The 26,110-nt window shown below is 72.4% G+C and carries 23 protein-coding genes and 1 riboswitch; of the genes, 7 read left to right on the top strand and 16 right to left on the bottom strand.

Features of this window, described 5'->3' with window-relative positions; genetic code table 11:
• Positions 1-98: 98 nt before the first annotated feature.
• Positions 99-959, bottom strand: coding sequence for an NAD(P)-dependent oxidoreductase (locus H7827_RS27385; RefSeq protein ID WP_432747702.1), 861 nt, complete (start codon positions 957-959; stop codon positions 99-101).
• Positions 960-1,032: 73 nt separating this feature from the next.
• Between H7827_RS27385 and H7827_RS27380 the strand changes: the two genes are divergently transcribed.
• The gene (locus H7827_RS27380) at positions 1,033-1,395 is read left to right on the top strand and encodes a MerR family transcriptional regulator (protein WP_432748065.1); all 363 of its coding nucleotides are present in this window, start codon (positions 1,033-1,035) and stop codon (positions 1,393-1,395) included.
• On the opposite strand, the gene H7827_RS27375 is transcribed toward H7827_RS27380, so the two are convergent.
• A complete protein-coding gene (locus H7827_RS27375) occupies positions 1,392-2,726 on the bottom strand; it encodes an aminotransferase class I/II-fold pyridoxal phosphate-dependent enzyme (RefSeq protein ID WP_432747701.1) in 1,335 nt (444 codons plus the stop codon). The genes H7827_RS27380 and H7827_RS27375 overlap by 4 nt on opposite strands.
• 46 nt (positions 2,727-2,772) lie before the next feature.
• Between H7827_RS27375 and H7827_RS27370 the strand changes: the two genes are divergently transcribed.
• Together H7827_RS27370 and H7827_RS27365 are read left to right on the top strand one after the other, a co-directional pair.
• Positions 2,773-3,462, top strand: a complete 690-nt coding sequence (locus H7827_RS27370) for a pyridoxamine 5'-phosphate oxidase family protein (RefSeq protein WP_432747700.1) — start codon at positions 2,773-2,775, stop codon at positions 3,460-3,462.
• 44 nt (positions 3,463-3,506) lie between these two features.
• Entirely contained in the window at positions 3,507-4,334 is an 828-nt protein-coding gene (locus H7827_RS27365; RefSeq protein ID WP_432747699.1) for a PhzF family phenazine biosynthesis protein, read from the top strand.
• Here H7827_RS27365 and H7827_RS27360 read toward each other — a convergent pair.
• On the bottom strand, positions 4,307-5,092 hold the full coding sequence (locus H7827_RS27360) for a CPBP family intramembrane glutamic endopeptidase (protein ID WP_432748064.1): 786 nt from the start codon (positions 5,090-5,092) through the stop codon (positions 4,307-4,309). The genes H7827_RS27365 and H7827_RS27360 overlap by 28 nt on opposite strands.
• Before the next feature lie 124 nt (positions 5,093-5,216).
• Positions 5,217-6,710 carry a glutamate--cysteine ligase gene (locus H7827_RS27355; protein WP_432748063.1) on the bottom strand — a complete coding sequence of 498 codons (1,494 nt, stop codon included), beginning with the start codon at positions 6,708-6,710 and terminating at the stop codon, positions 5,217-5,219.
• Between the two features lie 259 nt (positions 6,711-6,969).
• On the opposite strand from H7827_RS27355, the gene H7827_RS27350 reads away from it, so the two are divergent.
• Positions 6,970-7,539, top strand: a complete 570-nt coding sequence (locus tag H7827_RS27350; protein WP_262834092.1) for a hypothetical protein — start codon at positions 6,970-6,972, stop codon at positions 7,537-7,539.
• A 114-nt stretch (positions 7,540-7,653) separates the two neighbouring features.
• Here the strand turns inward: H7827_RS27350 and gcvP are convergent, their stop codons facing one another.
• A complete protein-coding gene (gene gcvP, locus H7827_RS27345; protein ID WP_432747698.1) occupies positions 7,654-10,551 on the bottom strand; it encodes an aminomethyl-transferring glycine dehydrogenase in 2,898 nt (965 codons plus the stop codon).
• A 186-nt stretch (positions 10,552-10,737) separates the two neighbouring features.
• A riboswitch (glycine riboswitch) is annotated at positions 10,738-10,835 on the bottom strand.
• Positions 10,836-10,983: 148 nt separating this feature from the next.
• Between gcvP and H7827_RS27340 the strand changes: the two genes are divergently transcribed.
• Complete coding sequence (locus H7827_RS27340; RefSeq protein ID WP_078635146.1) at positions 10,984-11,388, top strand: PRC-barrel domain-containing protein; 405 nt, start codon at positions 10,984-10,986, stop codon at positions 11,386-11,388.
• Here H7827_RS27340 and H7827_RS27335 read toward each other — a convergent pair.
• The 9 genes from H7827_RS27335 to H7827_RS27295 all read right to left on the bottom strand — a co-directional run bounded on the left by H7827_RS27335 (position 11,343) and on the right by H7827_RS27295 (position 20,396).
• Positions 11,343-12,746: a DNA polymerase IV gene (locus tag H7827_RS27335; protein ID WP_432747697.1), complete on the bottom strand. Its 1,404-nt coding sequence runs from the start codon at positions 12,744-12,746 to the stop codon at positions 11,343-11,345. The genes H7827_RS27340 and H7827_RS27335 overlap by 46 nt on opposite strands.
• Positions 12,747-12,795: 49 nt before the next feature.
• Positions 12,796-13,407, bottom strand: coding sequence for a MerR family transcriptional regulator (locus H7827_RS27330; protein WP_386533488.1), 612 nt, complete (start codon positions 13,405-13,407; stop codon positions 12,796-12,798).
• A gap of 142 nt (positions 13,408-13,549) precedes the next feature.
• On the bottom strand, positions 13,550-14,023 hold the full coding sequence (locus H7827_RS27325) for a bifunctional nuclease family protein (RefSeq protein ID WP_030726939.1): 474 nt from the start codon (positions 14,021-14,023) through the stop codon (positions 13,550-13,552).
• Positions 14,024-14,101: 78 nt separating this feature from the next.
• The gene (locus H7827_RS27320) at positions 14,102-14,683 is read right to left on the bottom strand and encodes an FHA domain-containing protein (protein WP_386533493.1); all 582 of its coding nucleotides are present in this window, start codon (positions 14,681-14,683) and stop codon (positions 14,102-14,104) included.
• Positions 14,684-14,974: 291 nt separating this feature from the next.
• On the bottom strand, positions 14,975-15,832 hold the full coding sequence (locus tag H7827_RS27315; RefSeq protein ID WP_432747696.1) for a DUF881 domain-containing protein: 858 nt from the start codon (positions 15,830-15,832) through the stop codon (positions 14,975-14,977).
• Between the two features lie 5 nt (positions 15,833-15,837).
• On the bottom strand, positions 15,838-16,170 hold the full coding sequence (locus H7827_RS27310) for a small basic family protein (protein ID WP_019434707.1): 333 nt from the start codon (positions 16,168-16,170) through the stop codon (positions 15,838-15,840).
• Positions 16,167-17,060, bottom strand: coding sequence for a DUF881 domain-containing protein (locus H7827_RS27305; RefSeq protein WP_107046938.1), 894 nt, complete (start codon positions 17,058-17,060; stop codon positions 16,167-16,169). Before H7827_RS27305 ends, H7827_RS27310 begins: the two co-directional genes overlap by 4 nt.
• A gap of 99 nt (positions 17,061-17,159) precedes the next feature.
• Positions 17,160-19,652 (bottom strand): sugar phosphate nucleotidyltransferase, encoded by a 2,493-nt coding sequence (locus H7827_RS27300; protein WP_432747695.1) that lies wholly within the window; start codon positions 19,650-19,652, stop codon positions 17,160-17,162.
• 135 nt (positions 19,653-19,787) lie between these two features.
• A complete protein-coding gene (locus tag H7827_RS27295) occupies positions 19,788-20,396 on the bottom strand; it encodes a CDP-alcohol phosphatidyltransferase family protein (protein WP_386533499.1) in 609 nt (202 codons plus the stop codon).
• Between the two features lie 201 nt (positions 20,397-20,597).
• Here H7827_RS27295 and H7827_RS27290 point away from each other — a divergent pair, with 201 nt between their 5' ends.
• Positions 20,598-21,047, top strand: a complete 450-nt coding sequence (locus H7827_RS27290) for a PTS sugar transporter subunit IIA (RefSeq protein WP_432747694.1) — start codon at positions 20,598-20,600, stop codon at positions 21,045-21,047.
• A gap of 14 nt (positions 21,048-21,061) precedes the next feature.
• On the top strand, positions 21,062-22,732 hold the full coding sequence (ptsP, locus tag H7827_RS27285; protein ID WP_432747693.1) for a phosphoenolpyruvate--protein phosphotransferase: 1,671 nt from the start codon (positions 21,062-21,064) through the stop codon (positions 22,730-22,732).
• 344 nt (positions 22,733-23,076) lie between these two features.
• Here ptsP and H7827_RS27280 read toward each other — a convergent pair whose 3' ends face one another.
• Together H7827_RS27280 and H7827_RS27275 are read right to left on the bottom strand one after the other, a co-directional pair.
• Entirely contained in the window at positions 23,077-23,940 is an 864-nt protein-coding gene (locus H7827_RS27280) for a hypothetical protein (protein WP_432747692.1), read from the bottom strand.
• Between the two features lie 32 nt (positions 23,941-23,972).
• Complete coding sequence (locus H7827_RS27275; protein WP_432747691.1) at positions 23,973-26,009, bottom strand: acetoacetate--CoA ligase; 2,037 nt, start codon at positions 26,007-26,009, stop codon at positions 23,973-23,975.
• Positions 26,010-26,110 lie beyond the last annotated feature (101 nt).

The raw sequence follows: 26,110 nt of genomic DNA, 5'->3' as shown, positions 1-26,110 counted from the left end.
GGAGTGTTCGTCGAGCCCTCCGATCACGGTCCGGTACCGGCGGTCGGCCGGCAGTGCCGGGCCGGCCCGAGTCCGGGCCCGGCCGCCGCGCGAGCGAATCACCGTTTGCGGAACTGTTCCACCAGGGCTGTGTAGCCGCTACCGCCGTGGCCGGCGGTCGCCGCTCGCTCCGCCAGTGCCCTGATGAGCCTCGGAAGCTCGGAGTTGACGCCGAGCAGCTCGCTCTCCTGGACCACTTGCGTCATTGCCGTCAGGTGGGTGTCCACGGTGCCGTCGTCGGCCGGGTGGACGCCGTCGTCGGCCTGTCGCGCGTAGCCCGGGAGCCAGCCTGCCACCATGTCGATCGCGGTCTGCGCGACGGGGAGGTACGCCGTGGCGGACACACCGGCCGGGCCGAGGATCGCGACGCCGTTGAGGAAGCCGTCGAGCATGCTCCACATCAGGACGAGGGTGGCCATCTCGTGTGTGGCTGCGAGGCCGGGGTCCTCTCCGAGGTGGAGGCCCGTGCCGAGACTGCCGAGGGTCGACGCGTGGGCGTCGTACAGCGGTCGCGGCCCGCTGTAGGCGAGCACGGCGTCAGCCGTGCCGACTGCCTCCGGGACGGCCATGACCCCGCCGTCGAGGTAACCACCGCCGCGGCGCACCACCTCAGCGGCGAGCTCTCTGGCGCCCGAGGGCGTGCCCGAGGTCAGGTTCACCACGACGCGACCGTCGAGCGGTCCGTGGAGGACATCCGCCACGGCGTCGTCGTCGGATACGCAGACCACCACGAGCGGGGATGCCGCGATCGCGGCCCCCGGGGACGGTGCGAGCATCGCGCCCCGAGCCACGAGACCGTCGGCCTTGGCCGGCGTGCGGTTCCACACGGTCGTCGGGTGTCCCGCACGCAGGAACGCCTCGGCGAGGGCGCCGCCCATCAGTCCAAGGCCCAGAACCGTGACAGGTGTGCCGTTGTGCATCAGGTGCTCCTTCTCCGTTCGCTGGCACAATCGTCAACGTTCACACCGGTATGAAGGTCAAGGGGGAATGTGCGTGCTGATCGGGGAGCTGAGTCGGCGGACCGGGGTCCATGCGCACCAACTGCGGTACTACGAGGCTCAGGGCCTGCTGATGCCCGTCCGTGGCGGCAACGGCTACCGCGAGTACGGCGAGGACGCCGTGCTGACCGTGTCCCAGATCCGGAAACTGCTGGCGGCCGGGCTGTCGACTCAGGAGATCGGCCACCTCCAACCGTGCGTCACGGGCGGGGACCCCGATCTGAAGCCCTGCCCGGAAACACTGGAACTGCTTCGGGCGCGCATAGCCGGACTGGACGAGCGGATCGACATGCTCCTCCAGTCCCGTCGGACACTGCGCCAGTACCTGGCGGCCACGGAGCGGCGGGCGGCCGGCTAGTCGTACCGGCGCACGGCGCCCGGGGTGAGGGCCGTCGCCACGGCGTCCGCAAGGGGGGCGATGTCGGCCGGGGCCAGGGGGGAGACGGTGAGCCGGATACCGGGTGGTGAGGCCAGCCGGAAGCGGGCGCCCGGGCCCACCGCCCAGCCGGCGGTGAGCAGCCTGGCCACGGCGCCGGTCTCCTCCGGGGCCGGCACCCAGACGTTCATACCGCTGCGTCCCCGAGCGGGGACGCCGCGGTCGGCGAGGGCGGCCAACAGTGCCTCGCGCCGCCGTCCGTAGGAGGCGGCCACGGCGACCGGATCGACGGCCCCGCCCAGCCAGAGCCCGGCGACCGTCTCCTGGAGGAGATGGCTGACCCAGCCGGGTCCGAGCCGGTGCCGCCCTCCCACCCGGTCGACCGTCAGATCGTCGCCGGTCAGCACGGCGACCCGCAGGTCCGGCCCGTACGCCTTGGCGGCCGAGCGGACGAACGCCCAGTGCCGGGTGACACCGGTCAGGGTGTGCAGCGGCAGATCGACGATGTGGTGGGCGTGGTCGTCCTCGATGAGCAGGGTCTGCGGGTGGGCCGCGAGGACGGCCCGCAGTGCGGCGGCGCGCGGTGCGGTGACGGCGGCCCCGGTGGGGTTCTGGGCGCGGGCGGTGACCACCAGGGCGCGGGCACCGCGAGCCAGGGCGTGTTCGGCGTCGCCGGGCAGCGGGCCCTCGTCGTCGACCATCATGGGCAGGGTGCGCAGCCCGAGCGCGGGGACGAGGTCCAGGAGGCTGCCCCAGCCCGGGTCCTCGACGGCGACGGCGTCGCCGGGGCGCAGATGGGCCGCGAGGACGCGTTCGATGGCGTCCAGGGAGCCGGAGGCGACGGTGAGCGGGGCGTCCTGGACGCCGTCGGCGGCGAGTTCGGCGCGGGCGGCGGCGGCCAGCCGTTCGCTGACCGGGGGCGCGCCGTACATCGGCGGGGCCGTGGCGAAGCGTTCGCCGGCCGCGGCCAGTGCCGGGCCCAGCGGGGGCAGCAGGGCGGGGTCGGGGTTTCCGTCGGAGATGTCGCGGGCGCCGGGCGGTACGTGGACGCGGACCGTGTCGTCGCGCGAGGTGCTGGCGGGGCGGTGCCGCACCCGGCTGCCGCGCCGTCCCGCGGTCTCGATCAGTCCGCGCTCGCGCAGCGTGCGGTAGGCGGCGGCGACGGTGTTCGGGTTGACCCCGAGGGATGCGGCCAGTTCCCGCTGGGGCGGGAGGAGGTGGCCGGGCGCGAGGTCTCCGGAGCCGATGCCCCGTTCCACGCTCGCGGCGATATCGGCCGCACCCCGTCCCGTAATGCGATAATCTCCTAGCACAAACGAGATTATGCACTAATGCAATATCGAGGGCAAGGAGAAACGCGTGCCGACCGCCGACCACACCACCGGCAGCTACCCGCGCACCGCGCGCACCACCCCCACCCGCGCCGCCCAGCGTGCCTCCTGGGACCGGGAGCGGGTGCACGGCATCCTCGACGACGGCTATCTGTGCCATCTCGGCTTCGTCCGCGACGGTGCGGCCGTGGTGCTGCCCACCCTGTACGCGAGGGTCGGCGAGCGGCTGTACGTCCATGGCTCCACCGGTTCGTACCCGCTGCGCACGGCGAGCGGCGCGCCGCAGGGGCTGCCGGTGTGTGTGACCGTCACCCATGTCGACGGCCTGGTGCTGGCCCGCTCGGCCTTCCACCACTCCTTGAACTACCGCTCGGTGGTGGTGCACGGCACCGCGCGGCAGGTCACGGATCCGGCCGAGAAGGCCGCCGCGCTGGACGCCATCGTCGATCAGGCGATCCCGGGCCGCTCCGCCGACTGCCGCCCCGCCAACGGCAAGGAGGCGGCCGCCACCGCCGTCCTGGCCATCGAGCTGACCGAGGTGTCCGCCAAGTTCCGCACCGGCGGTCCCAACGACGAACCCGAGGACCGGGAACTGCCCTACTGGAGTGGCGTGCTGCCGGTCTCCGTCACGACCGGCGCGCCGGTGGCGGCCCCGGATCTGGCCGCCGGGGTCACCGTCCCGCCCTATCTGAGCGCACAGCGGTCCACGAACGCCTGATTGGCCGTGGCAGGCCGCGCGCCGCGCCGCCTAGCGTGCCGGCCATGAGAATCCGCATCGTCGACGCGTTCACCGACCGCGCCTTCTCCGGCAACCCGGCCGGGGTGGTCCTCCTCGACAGCTGGCCGCAGGAGGACTGGCTGCGCGCCGTGGCCGCCGAGGTCAACCTGTCCGAGACCGCGTTCGCGGTGCCCACCCCGGGCCGGGACGACGCCGACTACGCCCTGCGCTGGCTGACCCCGACCGCCGAGGTGGATCTGTGCGGGCACGCCACCCTCGCCACCGCCCATGTGCTGTACGGGGACGGCGTCGCCCCGGGCCTGTTGCGGTTCGCCACCCGCTCCGGCATCGTCACCACCCGCCCGGACACGGAGGGGGCGATCACGCTGGACTTCCCCACCGCGCCGCTGACGCCGCTGGACATCCCGCCGGGGCTCGCCGAGGCGCTGGGGGCGCGGCCGGTGTCGGTCCACTCCCCCGGCCCCGCGATCGCCGAGTTCCTGGTGGAACTGGCGGACGAGCGCGCGGTGGCCGGCCTCACCCCGGACATCGGCCGGCTCGGCCAGGTCATCGTGACCGCCCCCGCCGATGACCCGGGATCCGGTTACGACATCGCCTCCCGCTGTTTCTTCCCGGCGGTCGGCATCCCCGAGGACCCGGTGACCGGCAGCGCGCACACCGCGATCGGCCCGTTCTGGGCGCGGCGCACCGGCCGTACCCGGCTGACCGGCCGCCAGCTCTCGGCCCGCGGCGGCACCGTGCGCATGGAGATGGCCGGTGACCGCACGCTCCTGACGGGCACGGCCGTCACCGTCATGGACGGCGCGTTGCTGGCGGGCCCGGGTCAGGCGGTGGGCAGCCAGCTCACATGACCGGCCAGCAGCGCGTACCCGATGAAGGCCACGATGTCGATCAGGGCGTGCGCCACCACCAGCGGCATCACCCGCCCCCAGCGGCGGTACAGCCACACGAAGATGACGCCCATGGCGACATTGCCGATGAACCCGCCGATGCCCTGGTAGAGGTGGTAGGAGCCGCGCAGCAGCGAGGAGGTGAGCAGCGCGGCCGGTGCACTCCACCCCAGTTGGTCCAGGCGGCGCAGCAGATAGCCGACCACGATCACCTCCTCCACGATGGAGTTCTGGAGCGCGGAGGCGATCAGCACCGGGAACTTCCACCACACCTCGGGCAGTGACTCGGGCACCACGGTGAGGTTGGCACCGGCCGCGTGCGCGCCGAGGTAGAGCAGGATGCCGCTGCCGCCGATGCCGGCGGCGACGACCGCGCCCCAGGCCAGGTCGAAGCGCGGCCGGCTCAGGTCGAAGCCGATCACGCGCATCCCGGTGCCGCCCGGGCCCGGTTCGCGCAGCAGCAGATGGGCCACCAGCAGGACCGGCACCAGGGCGGTGCTGATCGCGAACACCTGCCACACCAGGTCGAGCCAGGGGCGGCCGGGGGCACGCGAGCCGTTGAGGGTGGCGGCCTGGTCGGCGAGTCCGCCGGGGCGGGTGAGCGCCCCGACGAAGCGGATCACCGCGGCGACGCCGCTAGCCCCCAGGGACAGGGCCAGCACCAGCAGCAGTTCCCGGCTCAGCGTCCGCCGGTCGTTCTCCCCGGGCAGCGCGGGCACCCGCCCGCCGCCCGCCCAGACCGGACTCTCCGGGTTCAACAGCCGCACCTTCACTCCGTTCGCCGCGCCGACGCTCCGCCACCGCGGGGGCGGCTGGACGGAGCGGCGCGGGCGCGCGGCGCGGTCAGCTCCCGATCGGCCAGCTGTGCACCGGCGCGTCGGTGCGCGCCAGTTCGCAGTAGCGGGTCACGAGCCGGGACAGGGCCGTACGGCGGTCGGCTCCGTTCGCCACCTCCTGGTGGTAGACCCGAGTCTGCCAGCCGGCCCCGGTGATCCCGCGGCGGCATCGTTCGGCGATGACGGACAGGTAGTGGTCGCGGTCGGTGGCCGGAATGCCGTACGCGTCCAGGCCCGAGGCGGCCAGCGGCAGCAGGGTCTCCTCGATGAGCCGCGCGGCGGGGCGGGTGATCAGCCCGCCGCCGTCGGGATCGGGCCAGGTCAGCTCGGCGTCGATGCCCTCCCGGCAGGCGGTGTGGAAGTTCTCCTCGGCGGTGGCGAACGGCAGCCGGTGCCACACGGGCTGCTCCTGGTCGGCCAGGGCGCGCACCAGTCCGTAGTAGAAGGCCGCGTTGGCGACGGTGTCGGTGGCCGTGGGGCCGGTGGGCAGTACCCGGTTCTCCACCCGCAGATGCGGTACGCCGTCGGCCACCGCGTACACCGGACGGTTCCAGCGGTAGACGGTGCCGTTGTGCAGGCCGAGTTCGGACAGCTGGGGGATGCCGCCGGCGGCCAGAACGGCGAGCGGGTCCTCCTCGTCGCGCAGCGGGATGAGCGCGGGGAAGTAGCGCAGGTTCTCCTCGAAGAGATCGGTGACGGAGTCGATCCAGCGTTCGCCGAACCATGTGCGCGGGCGTACGCCCTGGGCTGCCAGCTCCGGGGGGCGACTGTCGGTGGCCTGGAGGAAGAACGGCGGCCGGGTCTCCGGCCACAGCTGGGTACCGAAGACGAACGGGGAATTGGCGCCCACCGCTATCTGTGCCGCGGTGACGCACTGGGCGGCGTTCCAGGTGTCGGCGAACCGGTCCGGAGTGACCTGGAGGTGGAATTGCACGGAGGTGCAGATGGATTCCGGGGCGATGGAGTCGAAGGAGCGTTCCAGCGTTTCGGCTCCGGCCAGTTCGACCTTGATTCTTTCGCCGCGTGCCGCGAGTATCTGGTCGTTCAGCATCATATAGCGGTCGACCTGGGAGAGGCTGGTGGGAGCCAGCTCGTCTCCTGTGACAGTGGGCAGAACTCCGATCATCACGATGTTGGCGTCGAATTCCCCGGCCACGGTGTCCGCATAACCAAAGGCGATGCGCAGTTCCTCCGCCAGGTCGTCGAACACCCGGCCCGCCAGGGTGCGCGGGGTCATATTGAATTCAAGGGTGAACTGACCGAGCTCGGTCTGGAAATCCCGGGTGGCCATTCTCGCCAGCACCTCGCCATTGACCATGCGCGGGGCGCCGTCGCGGTCGGCGAGGCTGAGTTCCACCTCCAGGCCGATGGACTCCCGTGGCCCGTCGAAGCGCCGCTCCGCGAGCAGCCGGCGCAGGCTCTCCACGCACGCATGCAGTCTGGCCCGGAAAAGTTCCCGGTCAGCAAGATCGAACCGGTCGGCCGCGACCTTCACACCCATGCGGCACACCTCCTCGTCCGTCGGTGCACCGATCATGCCCACCACCATCGGCCGATAACACCGGACCGTGCGTGGCGCGGCCCACACATGGGCATATCCCAGAGGGATACTTCGCGCACAGGGCGGCCTGATTACCTCTTGCCGAAACTTTTTCGGTGGGCTAGTGGAAACATAACGAGAACACGCGTCGTATAACATCCTGAAGCGCCATGTCTCCCCTGGAAGAGGCGACCTACTCCGAAGCGAGAGGCGACCCGACATGCCCCTGAACATCCCGCCCGCTCCTGCTGCCGCCGAGCGCAGCCTGAGTGCCGCACTCCAGTCCACCACGGTGCGTTCCCCGCACCCGATCTATCTGAATCGAGGGGCTCTGCGCCCCGTGCTTCCCCTGCCCGTGCACCGGTTGACGCCGGTCCCCGATCCCACCGGAGCGGCCCGTTCCCGGCTGACCGGATGGCGTTTTCTGCTGGAGAGTGGTGGCCGCGCCGTCGGAGCCGCGGAAACCATGCTGACCCCGGACGGCTGGGCTTTCTCGCATTTCGGGGAAGGCCCCTATATCGCCTCCACGGAGCGGGCCGTACGGCGCGCCGAGGAGCTTCCCGGCACCTATCAGCCCCGGTTGCTGTCGATTCCGGAGCTGTACATGCTCACCCTGTGGCTGCACTCGGATCCCACGGCGGAGCCGGGCGCCGGCTCGCCGCTGCCGCAGGACATCCTGGTGCCGCTCGCTCCGGCGCCGCCGGGGATCGCCGGGGATCTCCCGGTGCGCGCGGACACCCTGCTGCCGGTGCTCGCCGGCCGCCTGACCATCACGGCGCCGACCGGCTGACCGGCGGCGCACCACACGCAGGCGGTACGTGTCCGGGCCGGTTCCCCGCTGCGGGGAGCCGGCCCGGAGGGCGTCGGCCTCGGTCCTGGGCGCTCAGCCCCGGGTTCTCGGTGCTCAGTCCTCGTAGGAGTCCACCGGCGGGCAGGAGCACACCAGGTTGCGGTCGCCGAACGCGCCGTCGATGCGGCGCACCGGCGGCCAGTACTTGTCCTCGCGGCCCGCGTCGCCCGGGAAGACGGCGTCCTGACGGCTGTACGGGTGCGTCCACTCCTCGGTGAGCTGCGCCGCGGTGTGCGGGGCGCCGGCCAGCGGGTTGTCGTCCTTGGGCCACTCCCCCGCACCAACTCGGTCAATCTCCGCCCGAATCGCGATCATCGCATCGCAGAAACGGTCGAGTTCGGCCAGATTTTCGCTCTCGGTCGGTTCGATCATGAGCGTCCCGGCGACGGGGAAGGACATCGTCGGCGCGTGGAACCCGTAGTCGATCAGCCGCTTGGCCACATCGTCGATGCTGACACCGGTGGCCTTGGTGAGCGGCCGGACGTCGATGATGCACTCGTGCGCCACCAGACCGCCGGGCCCGGTGTAGAGCACCGGGTAGTGCGGCTCCAGGCGCTTGGCGATGTAGTTGGCGCCCAGGACCGCCGTCTGGGTCGCCTCGCGCAGCCCCTCGGGGCCCATGAGCCGCAGATAGGCCCAGGAGATCGGCAGGATGCCGGCCGAGCCCCACGGCGCCGCGGAGACCGGGCCCACCGGGCCGTCCACGGGTCCCGCGGTGGGCTGGAGCGGATGACCGGGCAGGTACGGGGCGAGGTGCTCGCGCACCGCCACCGGACCGACCCCGGGGCCACCGCCGCCGTGCGGGATACAGAAGGTCTTGTGCAGGTTCAGGTGCGAGACGTCCGCCCCGAACCGTCCCGGACGGGCCAGCCCCACCAGCGCGTTGAGGTTGGCGCCGTCCACGTACACCTGGCCGCCCGCGTCGTGCACCGCCGCGCAGATCTCCTGGATGCCCTCCTCGAACACCCCGTGCGTGGAGGGGTAGGTGACCATCAGGACCGCCAGCTCGTCCCGGTGCCGCTCGATCTTGGCGCGCAGATCCTCGACGTTCACATCGCCGTTCTCGCCGGTGGCCACCACGACCACCTTCATCCCGGCCATCACGGCGCTGGCGGCGTTGGTGCCGTGCGCCGAGGAGGGGATCAGGCACACGGTGCGCTGCGGGTCACCGTTCGCGCGGTGGTAGGCGCGCACCGCGAGCAGCCCGGCCAGCTCGCCCTGCGACCCGGCGTTGGGCTGCAGCGAGACCTTGTCGTAGCCGGTGATCTCGGCGAGCCCGTCCTCCAGTTCGCGGATCAGGGTGCGGTAGCCCTCGGCCTGCTCGATCGGCGCGAACGGGTGCAGCGCGGCGAACTGCGGCCAGGTGACCGGCTCCATCTCGACGGTGGCGTTGAGCTTCATGGTGCACGAGCCCAGCGGGATCATGCCGCGGTCCAGCGCGTAGTCCCGGTCGGCCAGACGCCGCAGATAGCGCAGCATCGCGGTCTCGGAACGGTGCTGGTGGAACACCGGGTGGCTGAGGTACTCGTCGGTGCGCAGCAGCGCGCCGGGCAGCGCGTCCGGCGTCGCGGCGTCCAGCTCGTCGATGTCGGTGTGCGCGGCGTCCACGCCGAAGGCGGCCCACACGGCGGCCAGTTCGGCGCGGCTGGTGGTCTCGTCGCAGGCGATGCCGACCAGGTCGGACCCGTCCTGGCGCAGATTGACGCCCGCCTCGCGGGCGGCGGCCACGACCTGCTCGGCGCGGCCCGGAACCCGGGCGGTGACGGTGTCGAAGAACGCCCCGTGCACCACCTCGACGCCGCCCGCGCGCAGCCCGGCGGCCAGCAGCGCGGCGTAGCGGTGGGTGCGGCGCGCGATGTCCGCCAGCCCCTGGGGGCCGTGGTACACGGCGTACATGCCGGCCATCACGGCCAGGAGCACCTGCGCCGTACAGATGTTGCTGGTGGCCTTCTCCCGGCGGATGTGCTGCTCGCGGGTCTGCAGCGCCAGCCGGTAGGCGCGCTTGCCGTCCGCGTCCCGGGAGACGCCCACCAGGCGTCCCGGCAGGCTGCGGGCGTACGCCTCGCGGACCGCCATGTAGCCGGCGTGCGGGCCGCCGAAGCCCATGGGCACACCGAACCGCTGGCTGGTGCCCACCGCGATGTCCGCGCCCAGCTCGCCCGGCGAGGCGAGCAGGGTGAGGGCGAGCAGATCCGCGGCGACGGTGACGACCGCCCCCAGCTCGTGGGCGCGCTCGATGACCGGGCGCGGGTCGCGCACCGCGCCGCCGGTCCCCGGGTACTGGAGCAGGACGCCGAAGATCCCGCGCTCGGCGGCCTCCCGCGGGATGCCCTCGGTCAGGTCGGCGACCACCACCTCGACCCCGGTGGGCTCGGCGCGGGTGCGCAGCACGGCGACGGTCTGCGGCAGGGTGTCGGCGTCGACCAGGAAGACGCCCTGCTTGACCTTGCCCACCCGCCGCGACAGCGCCATGGCCTCGGCGGCGGCGGTGCCCTCGTCCAGCAGCGAGGCGCCGGCGGTGGGCAGCCCGGTGAGCTCGGAGACCACGGTCTGGAAGTTCAGCAGGGCCTCCAGGCGGCCCTGGGAGATCTCCGGCTGGTAGGGCGTGTACGCCGTGTACCAGGCGGGGTTCTCCATGACGTTGCGCAGGATGACCGGCGGGGTGAACGTGCCGTAGTAGCCCAGGCCGATCATGGAGGTCAGGACCTGGTTGCGGTCGGCCAGCGCGCGCAGTTCGGCCAGCACGGCAGCCTCCGAACGCGCCTGCGGCAGCCGCAGCGGTCCGGAGCCGGCGATGGAGGCGGGCACGGCGGCCGAGGTCAGCTCGTCGAGGGAGCCGAAGCCGACCTGGGCGAGCATCTTCGCCCGGTCGGTGGCGTCGGGGCCGATGTGGCGGGCCGCGAACGGCGAGCCGTGCTCCAGTGCGCTGAGCGGGAGTGGGCGTTCGGACATCTGGGGGCCTCCTGGTCGCTGGGACCCGCAACCACCGGGCGGTGCCTGCTGCGGCCTCCCCCTCTGTCATGTCGACCTGAGAGCTTCACCGCGCCGCCGCCCCGTCGGGCGATGGCACGGCTTTCACCGTCGGTGAGGGCGGGGCCGGGACGGATGTCCGGCCGTCACCCTGCTTTCCAGAGTGGTTTCGCCCGTGCGGTACGGGGGCCTGAGAGATTCCGGGGAGGATTTGCTCCTTCGGCGCCGCCGGCCACAGGACCGGTGGACTCTCCCGCACGAGGTCGTCAACCGTTTTCGAGCCTACCAGCGGCCTTCGGGCTGCGAACATGGAGAGGGAGCCCCGCTCCCGGTGCCGGTGGACTCGACTGGCCGACTCCGGGTATGTGCCGTTACGTGAAGGCGAAGGGGCGTGCGGCCCGGCAGTGATGAACCGTGGGAGGAACCGTGCAGACCGATATCGATCCCCGCAGCCTGATCGGGCGCAAGGCGTTCGACCGGAACGGAGCAAAGATCGGCACGGTGGACGAGGTCTATCTGGATGACGCGACCGGTGCACCCGAATGGGCGGCTGTGCGCACCGGACTCTTCAGCCGGGACGCGTTCGTGCCCCTGGAGCCCAGCGAACTGGTCGAGGAGTCCCTGCGGGTGCCCTTCGACCGGGCGCTGATCAAGGACGCGCCGGACTTCGGGGTGGGGCGGCACCTCTCCCCCGAGCAGGAGTTGCAGCTGTATCACCACTACGGTCTCGACGTGCCGATGGCGGCGCCCGAGGACGACGCCACGCCGCCCGATCAGGACTTCGGCCGGCTGGCCTCGCCGCCGGACGAGGAGCGCTGAGGGCCGCCGGTCAGCGGCAGCGGGCGGCCGGAGCGGCTGAGCTCGGGATCGTCCACCGCGAAGGTCCGCACCCGGCCCGGCGCGGAGCCCGGTGTCTCGAACCGCACGGTGACCCGCCCGACGCCGCTGCCCTGCACCCAGCCGGGGCCGTGCCCGGTGTGCTCCACGTCCAGGCCGGGAAGCCACCGGCGGTCGGGGGCCGGCTCGGCATCCGGGGCGGCCCCGGCGGGGTCCGCCGGCCCCTCGGGCGCGCTGTCACCGCCGTCCTCCTCGCCCTCGACCCTCGCGCCCGCCTGCGCGAACAGATCCTCCTGGGTGAAGTCCGCCAGTCCGGTGACGCCCACCCCCAGCAGCCGGACACCGTTGGTGGTGTCCACCCCCTCCAGCAGCCGCGCGGCCAGCTCCCGCACCACCGCCGGATCGTCGGTGGGCCCGCGCAGCGTGTCCGAGCGGGTCAGGGTGGAGAAGTCGTGGCTGCGCACCTTCAGCACCACGGTGCGCCCGGAGCGGCCGTGCTCGCGCAGCCGCCGTACGCACCGCTCGGCCAGCCGGTCCACCTCGTGGCGCACCCGGGCCCGGTCGGTGAGGTCCACGTCGAAGGTGTCCTCCACCGAGACCGATTTGGCGTCGCGCTCGGCGACCACCGGACGGTCGTCGATCCCCAGGGCCATCGCGTGCACCCCGCCGCCGTGCGCGGTGCCCAGCAGGCGCAGCAGCTCCGTCTCACCGGCCCGCACCACGTCGCCCACGGTGCTGATCCCGGCCCGGCGCAGCACGCCGTCGGTGGCCGGGCCGACCCCGGGCAGGGTACGGACCGGCAGCGGGGCCAGCAGGTCACGCTCGGTGCCGGGCACGATCAGCTCCAGCCCGTCCGGCTTGGCCCGCTCCGAGGCGATCTTGGCGAGCATCTTGGAACCGGCCAGGCCCACCGAACCGCTCAGTGTGGTGGCCGCCCGGATCCGGGCGCGCAGTGCGTGCCCCACGGCCTCGGCCTCGGCGGCGGTGTGCGCCGTGCCGCCGGCCACCAGATCGACGAACGCCTCGTCCAGGCTCAGCGGCTCCACCAGCGGGGACAGTTCCCGCAGCAGACCCATCACGGTCTCGCTGACCGAGCGGTAGACATCGAAGCGCGGATACAGATAGGCGGCGTTCGGGCAGCGCCGTCTGGCCTGGCCCATCGGCATGGCCGAGTGCACCCCGAACCGCCTGGCCTCGTAGGAGGCGGTGGCCACCACGCCGCGCGGACCCAGCCCGCCGACGATCACCGGCTTGCCGCGCAGCGACGGCTTGGCCGCCTGCTCCACCGAGGCGTAGAAGGCGTCCATGTCGAGGTGCAGGATCGTCGGCTGGCCTCTCACCCTCCCGATGGTGCCCCACGGGTCTGACAATCCCCGGGAGCGGACGGGATCAGCGGGCTCCGCGCTGTCGGCGCCTGGCCAGTTCGTCGGAGGGATGGCCCGCGCCGCCGACGGCCTCCCCGGTGTCCACCCGCTCGGCCTGGAGCCGGGCGAGGGCCGCCTCGACATCGCCCCACACCGCGCCGACCGCGATCCCGAAGACCCCCCGGCCACCGCGCAGCAGCTCGGCCAGTTCCTCGGGGGACTCGCAGCGGTAGACGGTGGCCCCGTCGCTCATCAGGGTCAGCCCGGCCAGCTCCGCCAGGTCGGCGGAGCGCAGGGCGCGCACCGCCGTACGGATGCTCTGCAGGGAGACCCCGGCGTCCAGCAGCCGCTTGACGATCTTGAGCACCAGGATGTCCTGGAAGCTGTACAGCCGCTGGGTGCCCGAACCGTGGGCCGGGCGGATGCTGGGCTGCACCAGCTGGGTGCGGGCCCAGTAGTCGAGCTGGCGGTAGGTGATCCCCGCGGCGGCGCAGGCGCTGGGGCCCCGGTAGCCCAGGCGCTCGCGCCCTGTGCCCTGCCCCTGGGGGGTGGCCGGCGCCCGCAGGGGTTGCCGCGGCGGTACGCCCGGCAGCGAGGAGATCCCGCCCACCGCCGTACCCTCGCCGTTACCTGTCACGCCGGCCTCCGTTCCGCACGCCCCGACCGTGCCCTCGCCACTCACCGCGTGTGACGATGAGCACGCGCACAGCGCTCCTCCCAAGACATGCCCCACAGACGCTAAGCATGCACACTCAGCGCGTCAACGATCGCCACACCGGCTACTGATTGCTGGAGCCAAAGTCCTCGGGAGAGATCTGGTCCAGGAACTCCCGGAACCGTTCCACCTCGTCCTCCTGCTCGTCGGGGATGATGATCCCCGCGTCGTCCAGCACCCCGTCACTGCTGTAGATGGGGGTACCCACGCGCAGCGCGAGCGCTATGGCGTCGGAGGGCCGGGCGCTGACCTCGACGCCGCTGGCGAACACGAGCTCGGCGTAGAAGACACCGTCGCGCAGATCGGTGATCCGCACGGCGGTGAGTTCCTGCCCGATCGCCTCGAGCACGTTCTTCAGCAGGTCGTGCGTCAGCGGCCGGGCAGGGGCCAGCCCCTGCTGGGCGAAGGCGATCGCGGTGGCCTCCCCGGGGCCGATCCAGATGGGGAGGTAGCGATCGCCGTCCACTTCACGGAGGAGCACGATGGGCTGGTTGTTGGGCAATTCGACCCTGACACCCACGACGTCGAGCTGGTTCACACATCAACCCTAGGTCGTGACCGGGGCATTTGGATAGTCGAGAACCGCCGCGCGGCGCCGTGTGCTCTCCGTGAGCCGTCACCCACCGTACTGGCCGGTGAAGAAGACCAGACGGTATTTACCGATCTGCACCTCGTCACCGTGCGCGAGCACCGCCGAGTCGATGGGCTCCCGGTTGACATAGGTGCCATTGAGGCTGCCCACGTCGAAACACGAGAAACCGCCTTCCGGACGGCGGCGGAACTCCACATGGCGGCGGGAGACCGTCACATCGTCCAGGAAGATGTCGCTCTGCGGGTGGCGGCCCGCGGTGGTGAGGTCACCGTCCAGCAGGAAACGGCTGCCGGAGTTCGGCCCGCGCCGCACCACCAGCAGGGCCGAGCCCGGCGGCAGCGCGTCCACGGCGGCCTGGGCCTCCGGGGAGAGCGCGGGCATCACCGCGTGCTGACCCGTGATCTCGGAGTCGTACGCCTCCAGACCGGAGATCGAGATGGTGGAGGTCGTCTCCGAGGAGCCCTCCACGCCCGGCCGCAGCGGGTTGCCGCACTGCGAGCAGTAGCGGCTCGACGGGGCGTTGCGCGAGCCGCAGCGCCCGCAGGGCGTGCCGGCGGCCTGCGCCGCGGGAGCCTGGGAGCCTATGCCGCCGGCCTGGCCGTCCACCTCGTCACGGAACAGCGGGCGCCCCGCCTCCGTCGCGGGCGCCCCCGCAGGCTGCTCGCCACGGCGGGCATGAGGCCGTGCGGCACTGTGCGAGCCACCCTGACGCCTGCCGAACAACCTAGCGAAAAAACTCACCAGCGATCCCCTCGCACCTAGCCCGCCCCGTCGGTGGACGGGCGGTCCATTGTCTCTCATCCGCCGCGCCGGACACTCTGCCAACGTACGCGGCCCGTATTCAGTTTCCCTTACCGAGAGCCACCACATCGGGCAGCCCCCGGCGATGGCTCCCCGTCACGACGACGACTGAGCGTAGTCAGGCCGGTCCGCCGATCGCAAGGCGTCCACGAGGACGGTCTCCGGCCGCTCCACCGTGACCCCGGCCTGCTCCTTCTCCAGGGACTGCACGACGCCCCCGGGGATGTTCAGCGCCGGTTCCAGGTCCTGCGGCCGCCCGATGGCGTCGATCACGTACGGGGCGTTCACCGCCCGGCCGTCGACGCGCACCTGGCCGTTCTCGTCCGTGAAGAAGGTACCGGCCACCACCCGTACGTCGTTGATCTGGATCGCTTCGGCGCCGGCCGCCCGCAGCTCCTGCACGGCGTCCAGCAGCATGTCGGCGCGCACCCCGCCGGCCGGGTCGGTGACCCGCAGCTCGATCCCCGGGCCCTCGGCGGCCACCGTACCGGCCAGGATGCCCAGTTGCCGCTCGCGTTCGGCGGTCTGCCGCCGGGCCTCCTCGGCCTGGTCGGAGCTGGTCTCCAGGTCGGTGCGCTGCTCCTCCAGGTCGTTGCGCTCGTCCTCCAGACGGCCGCTGCGGTCCTCCAGATCGCTGAGGATGCGCACCAGGTCCTCGGGGCGGGCGCCGCGCAGCGCGCTGTCCTCGGCGCTGGCGGCCCGTACCTGGATGGCCAGGCCGAGGCCCAGGACGAACAGCAGCGCGGCCACGATCAGCTGGCTGCGGGTGACGCGGGGCGGCCACAGGCCGGCCCACAGCACATCGCGGCCGGTCAGGCGCGCGGGCGGGGCGGGCGGGAGGGCCTTGCGCTCCGTATCCGGTTCCGGCGCGCGGGGCGCCTCGGGCGCCCCCTGCGGTGCGTCCCGGGGATCGGGCCCCGGTCGGCGGTCGCGGTCCTGCTCGGGGTCGCTCATGGCACTCACGCCCGGAAGAGGTGTCGGCGGATGGACGCGGCGTTGGAGAAGATCCGGATGCCCAGGACCACGACCACGCCGGTGGACAGCTGGGCCCCCACGCCGAGCTTGTCGCCGAGGAAGACGATCAGCGCGGCGACCACGACGTTGGACAGGAAGGAGACGACGAAGACCTTGTCGTCGAACATCCCGTCCAGCATGGCGCGCAGCCCGCCGAAGACCGCGTCGAGCGCCGCTACCACGGCGATCGGCAGGTATGGCTCAAGTCCCATGGGCACCACGGGCCGGGTGAGGATTCCGGCCACGACGCCCAGCACGAGCCCCAGTACGGCGATCACTGTGTGTTTCCTTCTCCCGTGTCCGCGGGTCGCGCCGTCCGGACCGTGAGGCTGGTGGCGGCGGGTATGCGGATCTCTTGCTGGTCTGAGGTGGCGGCCCGGATGCCGTAGTTGTCGCGCAACACGTTGAGGTACTGGCCGTCCACCGTGGAATCGAAGCGGGTACGCAGGTCCTGCGGGTCACCGATGGCCTGGACGGTGTACGGGGGGACCAGCGGACGGTTGTCGACGAGGATCGCGTCGCCCGCCGCGCGAATGGCCGACAGGGCGGTGAGCCGCTGCCCGTTGACGGCGATGGCCTCGGCGCCCGAGGTCCACAGTCCGTTGACCACCCGCTGGAGGTCGCGGTCGCGGACCCGGCCGGTGTCGAAACCGGAACCCTCCCTGGCGTCCCCGCCGCCCTCGGCGACACCCTTGGCGTCGTTGATGACGAGTTCCAGCCCGGGCCCCTGGACGGCGTCGGCGCCGGCGAGCAGCGCGGTCAGCTCGCCCGGGTCGCCGCCGCTGTCGCTGAGCAGGTCGCGCTGCCGGGCGGCGACCTCGGTGCGCAGGGCATCCACCTCCTGCTGGAGCGCGTCCATCGCCTCGGTGCCGGACTCGACCCGCTCCAGGAGTTCCTGGCGCTCCCGGGCGACGGTGGGTGCCGCCTCCCGCGCCTGGGCGGCGCCCAGGGTGACCACCAGGCCGGCCAGGACGAGCCCGGTGGCCAGCCAGAGCTTGGCGCGCAGGGTGCGCGGCAGCCCGGACCGGCCCTCGCTGTGCCTGCGTGCCGCCGCCTGGGCGTACCCCTCGTCGAGGGTGTGGTTCATGACGGTGGTCAGCAGCGACATGGAGGCGTCGGGGCGCGCCGGCGGGCGTGGCCCGTTGGGCTGCGATGACATGGCGCACATGGTCGCACGCCACCCCGGGGGATTTCGAAACGGGCCCCTGGGGAGGCGTGCGGTCCGGCCGCCGGGCGGTGCCCGCGGCCGGTGGTTCAGCCGGGTCGGTCAGTGGTCGGCGCCCTCGACCACCGCCGACCAGTGCTCCAGGAGTTCCTGCGCGGTGGCGTCGTCGGGACCCTCGGCCCACAGGTGGGTGAGGGCCTCGGCCGGGTCGGGCAGCACCAGCACCCAGCGGCCGTCGGCCTCCACCACCCGTACCCCGTCGGTGGTGTCGATGGAGCGATCGCCCGCCGCCTCCACGACGCGCCGCATCACCAGGCCCTTGACGGCCCAGGGGGTGGCGACGGAACGGCGCAGGACGTGCGCCCGGGGGATGCGGGCGTCGATCTGGCTGAGGGAGAGCTGGGTGCGGGCCACCAGACCGGTGAGCCGGGCGAAGGCGGCGGTGGCGTCGAAGACACTGGAGAACTCGGGGACGATGAAACCGCCCTGGCCGTCCCCGCCGAAGACGGCGTCCTTGCCGGCGGCGCGGGTGAGGTCGTCGGGCGAGGTGGTGGTCCACTCCACCTGGGTGCCGTGGTAGGCGGCGACCTGTTCGGCGATGCGGGTGGTGGTGACGGGCAGCGCGACCCGGCCGCTGCGGCGTTCTGCGGCCACCAGGTCGAGCATCACCAGCAGGGCGCGCTGGTCCTCGATGATGCGGCCGCGTTCGTCGACCAGGGCGAGCCGTTCGCCGACCGGGTCGAAGCGGACGCCGAAGGCGGCGCGGGAGGAGGAGACCATCTCCCCCAGGCGTACGAGGCCGGCCCGGCGGGTCTCGGCCGTCTCGGTGGGACGGGCCTCGTCCTGGCCGGGGTTGATGACCAGCGAGTCGACGCCGAGCCGGCCGAGCAGGCTGGGCAGCACGAGCCCGGCGCTGCCGTTGGCCGCGTCGACGACGATCTTGAGCCCGGACTCGGGGACGCCGGTGGTGTCGACGGCCCGGATGACGGCGCCGGTGTAGGCGTCGAAGACGCTGGCGGGGAAGCGCAGGTCGCCGATCTCCCCGGGGAAGGCGCGGCGGTACTCCTGGCGGGCGTACACGCGGTCGAGCTTGCGCTGTCCCGCCTGGGAGAGGTCGGCTCCGCGTTCGTCGAAGAACATGATGTCGACGGAGTCGGGAACGCCCGGGGTGGTACGGATCATGACCCCGCCCGCGCTCCCGCGGGCGGTCTGCTGGCGGGCGACGGGCAGGGGGACGTTCTCCAGGTCGCGGACGTCGATGGCGCTGGCCTGGAGGGCGGAGATGACGGCGCGTTTGAGGGCGCGGGCGCCCCGGGAGTGGTCGCGCGCCGTGGTGACGGTGGAGCCCTTCTTGAGGGTGGTGGCGTAGGCGCTGGCGAGCCGGACGGCGAGCTCCGGGGTGATCTCCACGTTGAGAATGCCGGAGACGCCGCGGGCGCCGAAGAGGTGGGCCTGGCCGCGGGATTCCCAGATGACCGAGGTGTTGACGAACGCGCCCGCCTCGATCGTCTTGAACGGGTAGACGCGGACGTTGCCCTGGACGATGGATTCCTCGCCGACCAGACACTCGTCGCCGATGACGGCGCCGTCCTCGATCCGGGCGGCGCGCATGATGTCGGTGTTCTTGCCGATGACGCAGCCGCGCAGATTGGTCTGCGGGCCGAGATAGACGTTGTCGTGGACCACGGCCTTGTGCAGGAAGGCGTCGGCCTTGACGACGACGTTCGAGCCGATGACGGTGTGCTCGCGCACCTCGGCGCCGGCCTCGATCTTGGCGTAGTCGCCGATGTAGAGGGGGCCGCGCAGTTTGGCGTCGGGGTGCACCTCGGCGCCCTCGGCGACCCAGACCCCGGGGGAGATCTCGAAGCCGTCGATGTCGACGTCGACCTTGCCCTCCAGGACGTCGGCCTGGGCCTTGACGTAGCTCTCGTGGGTGCCCACGTCCTCCCAGTAGCCCTCGGCGACGTAGCCGTAGATGGGCCGGCCCTCCTTCATCAGCCGGGGGAAGACGTCGCCCGACCAGTCGACGGGCACGTCCGGGTCGACGTAGTCGAAGACCTCGGGCTCCATCACGTAGATGCCGGTGTTCACGGTGTCCGAGAACACCTGGCCCCAGGTGGGCTTCTCCAGGAAGCGTTCGACCCGGCCGTCCTCCTTGAGGATCGTGATGCCGAACTCCAGGGGGTTGGGCACCCGCGTGAGACAGACGGTGACCAGGGCGCCGCGTTCACGGTGGAACGCGATGAGGTCGGTGAGGTCGAAGTCGGTGAGGGCATCGCCGGAGATCACCAGGAAGGAGTCGTCCTTCAGGGCTTCCTCGGCGTTCTTCACACTTCCGGCCGTACCCAGGGGCTTCTCCTCGTTGGCGTAGGTGAGGTCCATCCCCAGTTCCTCACCGTCGCCGAAGTAGTTCTTCACCAGAGAAGCGAGAAATTGCACGGTGACCACGGTCTCGGTCAGACCGTGCCGCTTCAGCAGCCGGAGCACGTGTTCCATGATCGGACGGTTCGCCACGGGCAGCAGTGGCTTGGGCATGCTCGCGGTCATGGGGCGAAGCCGGGTGCCTTCGCCACCAGCCATTACGACGGCCTTCATATCGGAAGTGTCCTCCTTGGGGAGACGGCAGTCATGCCGACCGCACCCGTCTGGAGGGGCCCGGGCCCGGGGTGGCTCCCCGGAAAACTGCGGCACGTGCGGGCGCCAGGCCCCTGCGACACTGCCAGGGCGGGCTCAGTCGGCCGTGGCATCCGCCTTGAGGATTCGGCGGACCTGGACCACGTACAGGACTCCTGCCCACCAGTAGAGCGCTGTACCCCAGCCGACGAACGCCCATCCGAAAATGGCGGCGAGGGAGGCGAGGAGTCCGTCGCCGTCGCTGAGGAGCAGCAGCGGGAAGCCGTACATCAGATTGAGGGTGGCCGCCTTGCCCACGTAGTTGACCTGGAGCGGGGCGTAGCCTCGGCGGTCCAGGACGAAGACGGTGACGGCCATCATGGCCTCGCGGGCCAGCAGCAGCGCCGTGACCCACCACGGGAGGATCTCGCGCCAGGTGAGGCCGACGAGGGTGGACAGGATGTAGAGCCGGTCGGCCGCGGGGTCCAGGATGCGGCCCAGGTCGGAGACCTGGTTCCAGCGGCGGGCGAGCTTGCCGTCGAGGTAGTCGCTCACTCCGCTGAGGACGAGCACCAGCAGGGCCCAGCCGTCCCGGTTGGGGCCGTCGAAGACCGGGGACAGCACCAGCCACAGGAACACGGGCACGCCCAGCAGCCTGGCCATGCTCAGGATGTTCGGGATGGTGAAGACCCTGCTGGTCTGCGTGTCCGGATCCTGGACGTCCACCCGGAAGCCTCCCGTTGTTCATGCCTGTTCCGGCCGGTGTGCGCCTTTGTGCGCCTTGACCTTACCGGGAGCGGCGGCCGCCTCACCGCTCGGGTCGACCGGTGATCGGGGTGCTCCGGATCCCATGACTTACGCTTTTATATGGTGTGCCGTCCGAAAAGTGATGGACCCTGATTGTTTTCGCCCTTTGAGAGGCCCTTCATGACCACTGTCACATCTCCGGTGGCCGGGCGGGCCATCCCCCTCGCCGACGTCCCCGATCCGGCGTTCGCCGAGGCGGTGATCGGGTCGGGCGCGGCCGTCGAGCCGCTCCTCGCCCCCTGTACGGCCGTGGCCCCCGTCGACGGCATCATCGTCTCGCTGCGCCCGAACGCCTATGTGGTGGTCGACGCCGGGGGACGGGGCGTTCTCACCCATCTGGGTCTCGATACGGTTCAACTGGACGGACAGGGTTTCGAACCGCTGGCCAACAAGGGCGACACGGTGCGCCGGGGCGACCCGGTGGTGCGGTGGAACCCGGCTGCCGTGGCCGCGGCGGGGAAGTCCCCGGTGTGCCCGGTGGTGGCGCTCCAGGCGACCGCCGACGCCCTGTCCGAGGTCGCCGCGGACATCGAGGTCCTGGCCGGTGACCCGCTTTTCGGCTGGAACTGACGGAGACAGGTGTGATGGAGACAATGCTGCAGGGAGTCGGCGTCAGTCATGGCGTGGCCATCGGCGAGGTGCGGCACATGGGCACCGCGGTGCTGGAACCGCCGGCCGACCAGGTGCCAGGCCAGGACACCGAGCGCGAGAACGCGCGGGCGAAGCAGGCGGTGGACGCCGTGGCGGCGGACCTCGTGGCACGCGGCAACCTCGCCGGCGGTGAGGCCCAGGCGGTCCTGGAGGCGCAGGCGCTGATGGCGCAGGACCCGGAGCTGGCGGCGGACGTCGCCCGCCGGGTGGCCGGCGGCAGCACCGCCGAACGGGCCGTGTACGACGCGTTCGGCGCGTACCGGGAGCTGCTGGCGGCGGCCGGCGCGTATCTGGCCGGCCGGGTGGCCGACCTCGACGACGTACGCAACCGCATCGTGGCGCGGCTGCTGGGCGTGCCGATGCCCGGGGTGCCGGACAGTGACGAGCCCTTCGTCCTGGTGGCCCGGGATCTGGCGCCCGCGGACACCGCGCTGCTGGATCCGGCGCTGGTGCTCGGCTTCATCACCGAGGAGGGCGGTCCGACCAGCCACAGCGCGATCCTGGCGCGGGCGCTGGGGGTGCCCGCCGTGGTGGCGCTGCCGGGCGTCGGCGAGCTGGCCGAGGGCACCGTGGTGGCGGTGGACGGCAGCACCGGCGAGGTCACCGTGAACCCCAGCGGTGAGCAGCGCGCCGCGCTGGCGCGGGCCGCCGAGGAGCGCAGGGCGGCGCTGGCGGCGTCGACCGGCCCGGGGGCCACCTCGGACGGCCACAAGGTGCCGCTGCTGGCGAACATCGGCGGTCCCGCCGACGTGGCGGGCGCGCTGGATGCCGGCGCGGAGGGCGTGGGCCTGTTCCGCACCGAGTTCCTCTTCCTCGACGACAGCGAGCGCGCGCCGTCGCTGGAGACCCAGACGGCCACCTACCGCCAGGTGCTGGAGGCGTTCCCGGAGGGCCGGGTGGTGGTGCGGGTGCTGGACGCCGGCGCGGACAAGCCGCTGGCCTTCCTCAGCCCGGGCGAGGAGCCGAACCCGGCCCTCGGCGTGCGCGGGCTGCGGACCCTGCTGGACCACCCGGAGGTCCTGGACACCCAGCTGAAGGCGCTGGCGGCCGCGGCCGAGGGCCTGCCGGTCTACCTCGAGGTCATGGCCCCGATGGTGGCGGACCGGGCGGACGCGAAGGCGTTCGCGGACGCCTGCCGCGCGGCGGGCCTGCGGGCGAAGTTCGGCGCGATGGTGGAGATCCCCTCGGCGGCCCTGCGGGCCAGGTCGGTGCTCCAGGAGGTGGAGTTCCTGTCGCTGGGCACCAATGACCTGGCGCAGTACACCTTCGCGGCCGACCGCCAGGTCGGGGCCGTGTCCCGGCTCCAGGACCCGTGGCAGCCGGCGCTGCTGGACCTGGTGTCGCTGTCCGCCGAGGCGGCCAAGGCCGAGGGCAAGAGCTGTGGCGTGTGCGGCGAGGCGGCGGCGGACCCGCTGCTGGCCTGTGTGCTGACCGGCCTCGGCGTGACCAGCCTGTCGATGAGCGCGTCCGCGATCCCGTACGTCCGGGCGGCGCTGTCGCGCCACACGCTGGCTCAGTGCGAACGGGCGGCCGCGGCCGCCCGGGCCGCCGAGTCCGCCGAAGAGGCCCGCGCGGCGGCCGAGGCGGTCCTCTCCGGCGAGTGACCCCGGAGTCTTTCCCGGCCCCGCCCCCGAACGGGCGGGGCCGGGACGGCTCCCCGTGGACGCACCTACCCCCGGGGAGCCGGGCAGGAAGGCCGGGCCGTCCCGGCCCACCGGCGGCCCCCGACGGCCGCCGCCCTCACCCGCACGGGCTCACCGGACCGCCCACCCGGAACAGGGCGCCCCTCGGAGCGGGCACACGGGAACGAGCCGTCCCCCTCCTCCACCGACACATCCGACGACCGCCGCACCGAGCCGTCGCCGAACCTTCCGATCGCCCGGCCCGGAACAGGACGGGCTCCGCGTACCCGGGGATCGGCTCGTGACCGGTGGGCGGGGTGGCCCGGTCAGGGGCCCTCGCAGAGGATCGTCGGCAGCGGCGGGGCGTCGCGGTAGTCGACGCCGTGTTCGGGTGGGATCGGATCGCCGGTCATGGGGTCGGTGCAGTAGGCGCTGAAGACCTCAGGTTCGGTCAGCGGCACCACCTCACCCGCCTCCAGGCGCCAGCCCACCGCTTCCGTCCGGCCGCCGTCCACCGCCCTCCGCAGAACCAGACCGCCGGGGGCTCCGGTGGCCAGCGCCACCCCCAGGACCGCGCACAGGGCCAGCGTCGCCGCCTCGGTCGGCTCCGGGGGCGTGTCCAGTGCCGCCGACAGGGGCACGCCCCGTACCAGCACCGTGCACACCAGATGCCGGCGGCCGCCGCCGGCGTCCTCCAGCAGCAGCGGCAGCACCGCCGCCGCCCGGCGGAACGCGCAGCGCGCCAGCGGCTCCCCGCACCGTACGCACCCGCCGGCCTCGCCCAGCAGCTCCGTGGCCCGCTCCCAGGAACGCAACCGCTCCCGTTCGACGAGCAGTTCGGGCAGCAGCCGGCGCAGCGAGCGCCGTCCGGTGAAGGGCAGCGTGGCCCCGCGCGCCGCGTCCACCGCCGTGTAGCGGGCCCGGCTGGCCGCGCTGTCCGGATCCAGCCGCTGCCGCGCGCACCACAGCGCGAACCCCTCCGGGTCGAAGAGCGCGACCCGCACATGCCCCGACTCCCCGGCCAGCGTGCGCAGCAGTCGCTCGGTGTGCCGCAGATAGCCGCGGTGGTCGGTGAAGCCGAAGCTCGGATAGCGGCGCATCCGGGCGAAGCCCACCGGGTCGGCGATCACCCCGACCGTCCCGCTGCTCTCCTTGCGGCACACCGGCCGCTGCTCCCCGTGCCGTGCCATGATTCCCCCTTCGACGGATCAGAACCTTGTGGTCACTCACCGTAATCGGGGTCACTGACAATGGCGCGCTCGCGGGCGAGGCGCTCGAAGAACCGCAGGGCGCCGATGTCGTCCACCGAGCCCGCGTTGACCGCCTTCTCCAGCGGTGTCCCCTGCAACAGCCGCTTGACCGGCACTTCCAGACGCTTGCCGGTCAGCGTGTGCGGGACCGCGTCGATCGCGAGGATCTCGTCCGGCACATGACGCGGGCTCAGCTGCTCGCGGAGGGCGGTGCGGATCACCGTCCGCAGTGCGTCGTCCAGCACCACCCCCTCCGCGAGCCGGACGAACAGCGGCATCCAGTACCCCCCGTCCGGCTGCTCGACGCCGAGTACCAGCGACTCGCCGATCTGCGGGAGCCGTTCCACCACCTCGTAGATGTCGGCTGACCCCATCCGCACGCCCTGCCGGTTGAGGGTCGAGTCGGACCGGCCGTGAATGACGACGGTGCCGCGGGAGGTGAGGGTGATCCAGTCGCCGTGCCGCCACACCCCGGGGTAGGTGTCGAAGTAGCTCTCCCGGTACCGGGTGCCGTCCGGGTCGTTCCAGAACCGCAGGGGCATCGACGGCATGGGGGTGGTCACCACCAGTTCCCCCACCTCGTCCACCAGCGGTTCCCCGGCCGGGTCCCAGGACCGCAGATCGGTTCCCAGGCACGGCGCCTGGAGCTCGCCCAGGTAGACCGGGAGCGTCGGCACCGCCCCCGCGAAGCAGCTGCACACATCGGTGCCGCCGCTGACCGAGGCGATCCACAGCCCCGGGTCCACCTCCTCGTGCAGCCAGCGGAAACCGTCCGGGGGCAGCGGGGATCCGGTGGTGGCGACGCAGCGGGTGGCGCTCAGGTCCAGGTCCCGCCCCGGCCGGACCCCGGCCTTGGCACACGCCATCACATAGGCGGCCGAGGTGCCGAAGACCGTGGCCCGGGTCAGCTCGGCGATCCGCCACTGCGCGTCGATGGCCGGGTACCCCGGGCTGCCGTCGTACAGGACCACGGTGGTGCCGGTCAGCAACCCGGAGACCAAGAAGTTCCACATCATCCAGCCGGTGGAGGTGTACCAGAACAGCCGGTCGCCCGGGCCCAGATCGCAGTGCAGTCCGAGCTGTTTGAGGTGTTCGAGCAGGATGCCGCCCTGGGACTGGACGATCGCCTTGGGCAGCCCTGTGGTGCCGGAGGAGTACAGCACCCACAGCGGGTGGTCGAACGGCACGGCCGTGAACTCCGGCTCGATCGCCCCGCCGGTCAGCTCAGCCCACTCCAGCGCGCCCTCGGGCGCCCGGGTGCCCAACAGCGGTACGTGGATCACCGCGCGCAGAGTGGGGAGTTCGCGGCGCAGTTCGGCCACCGTCTCCCGGCGGTCGTGCTCCTTGCCCCCGTATCGGTAGCCGTCGACGGTGATCAGCACCACCGGCTCCACCTGGGCGAACCGGTCCAGCACACTGCGCGCCCCGAAGTCCGGGGCGCAGGAGGTCCACACGGCGCCGACGGCGGCGCTGGCCAGCAGCGCCACCACGGCCTGGGGAATGTTGGGCAGATAGCCGCTGACCCGGTCCCCCGGCCGTACCCCGAGACGGCGCAGTGCGGCGGCCAGCGAGCCGACCTGGTGGCGCAACTCCGTCCAGCTGACCGGCTCCGGACGCTGGCGCTCGTCCAGGCACAGCAGCGCGGGCGTGTCGGCACGGCCCGGTTCCAGGCCCGCCCGCAGGGCGTGTTCGGCGTAGTTGAGGGTGGCACCGGGGAACCAGCGGGCGCCCGGCATCGTGGGATCGGCCAGCGCCGGTTCCCCCGGGGTGCGGAAATCGACCGCGAACCAGTCGGCGATGGCCCGCCAGAAGGCGTCCAGGGCGGTGACCGACCAGTGGTGCAGCGCCGCGTACGCGGCCGCGGGGTCATCGGGTACGGATGGGGGCGCCGGCGCTACGTACCGCTGGGCGGCGAAGGCGTGAAAGCGCGTGAGGTGGGCCGCCGCGATCCGCTCCGGGTCCGGGCGCCACAGCGGTTCGGGGACGAGGGCGTGGGTCTCGGTGGTCATGACGGCTCCCGGCGGGGGTGGTTGGGGTGCGGGTGGGCGTGAGGATGCCAGCAGATCGGCGGTGTCCCCAGGCGCCGCCATCCGGTGTGATGAACGCCACA

The organism is Streptomyces sp. JH002 (assembly GCF_050916115.1).
Taxonomy (GTDB): domain Bacteria; phylum Actinomycetota; class Actinomycetes; order Streptomycetales; family Streptomycetaceae; genus Streptomyces; species Streptomyces xiamenensis.
The sequence above is the reverse complement of the archived record's forward strand: the minus strand, read 5'-3'. Positions and strand labels throughout refer to the sequence as shown.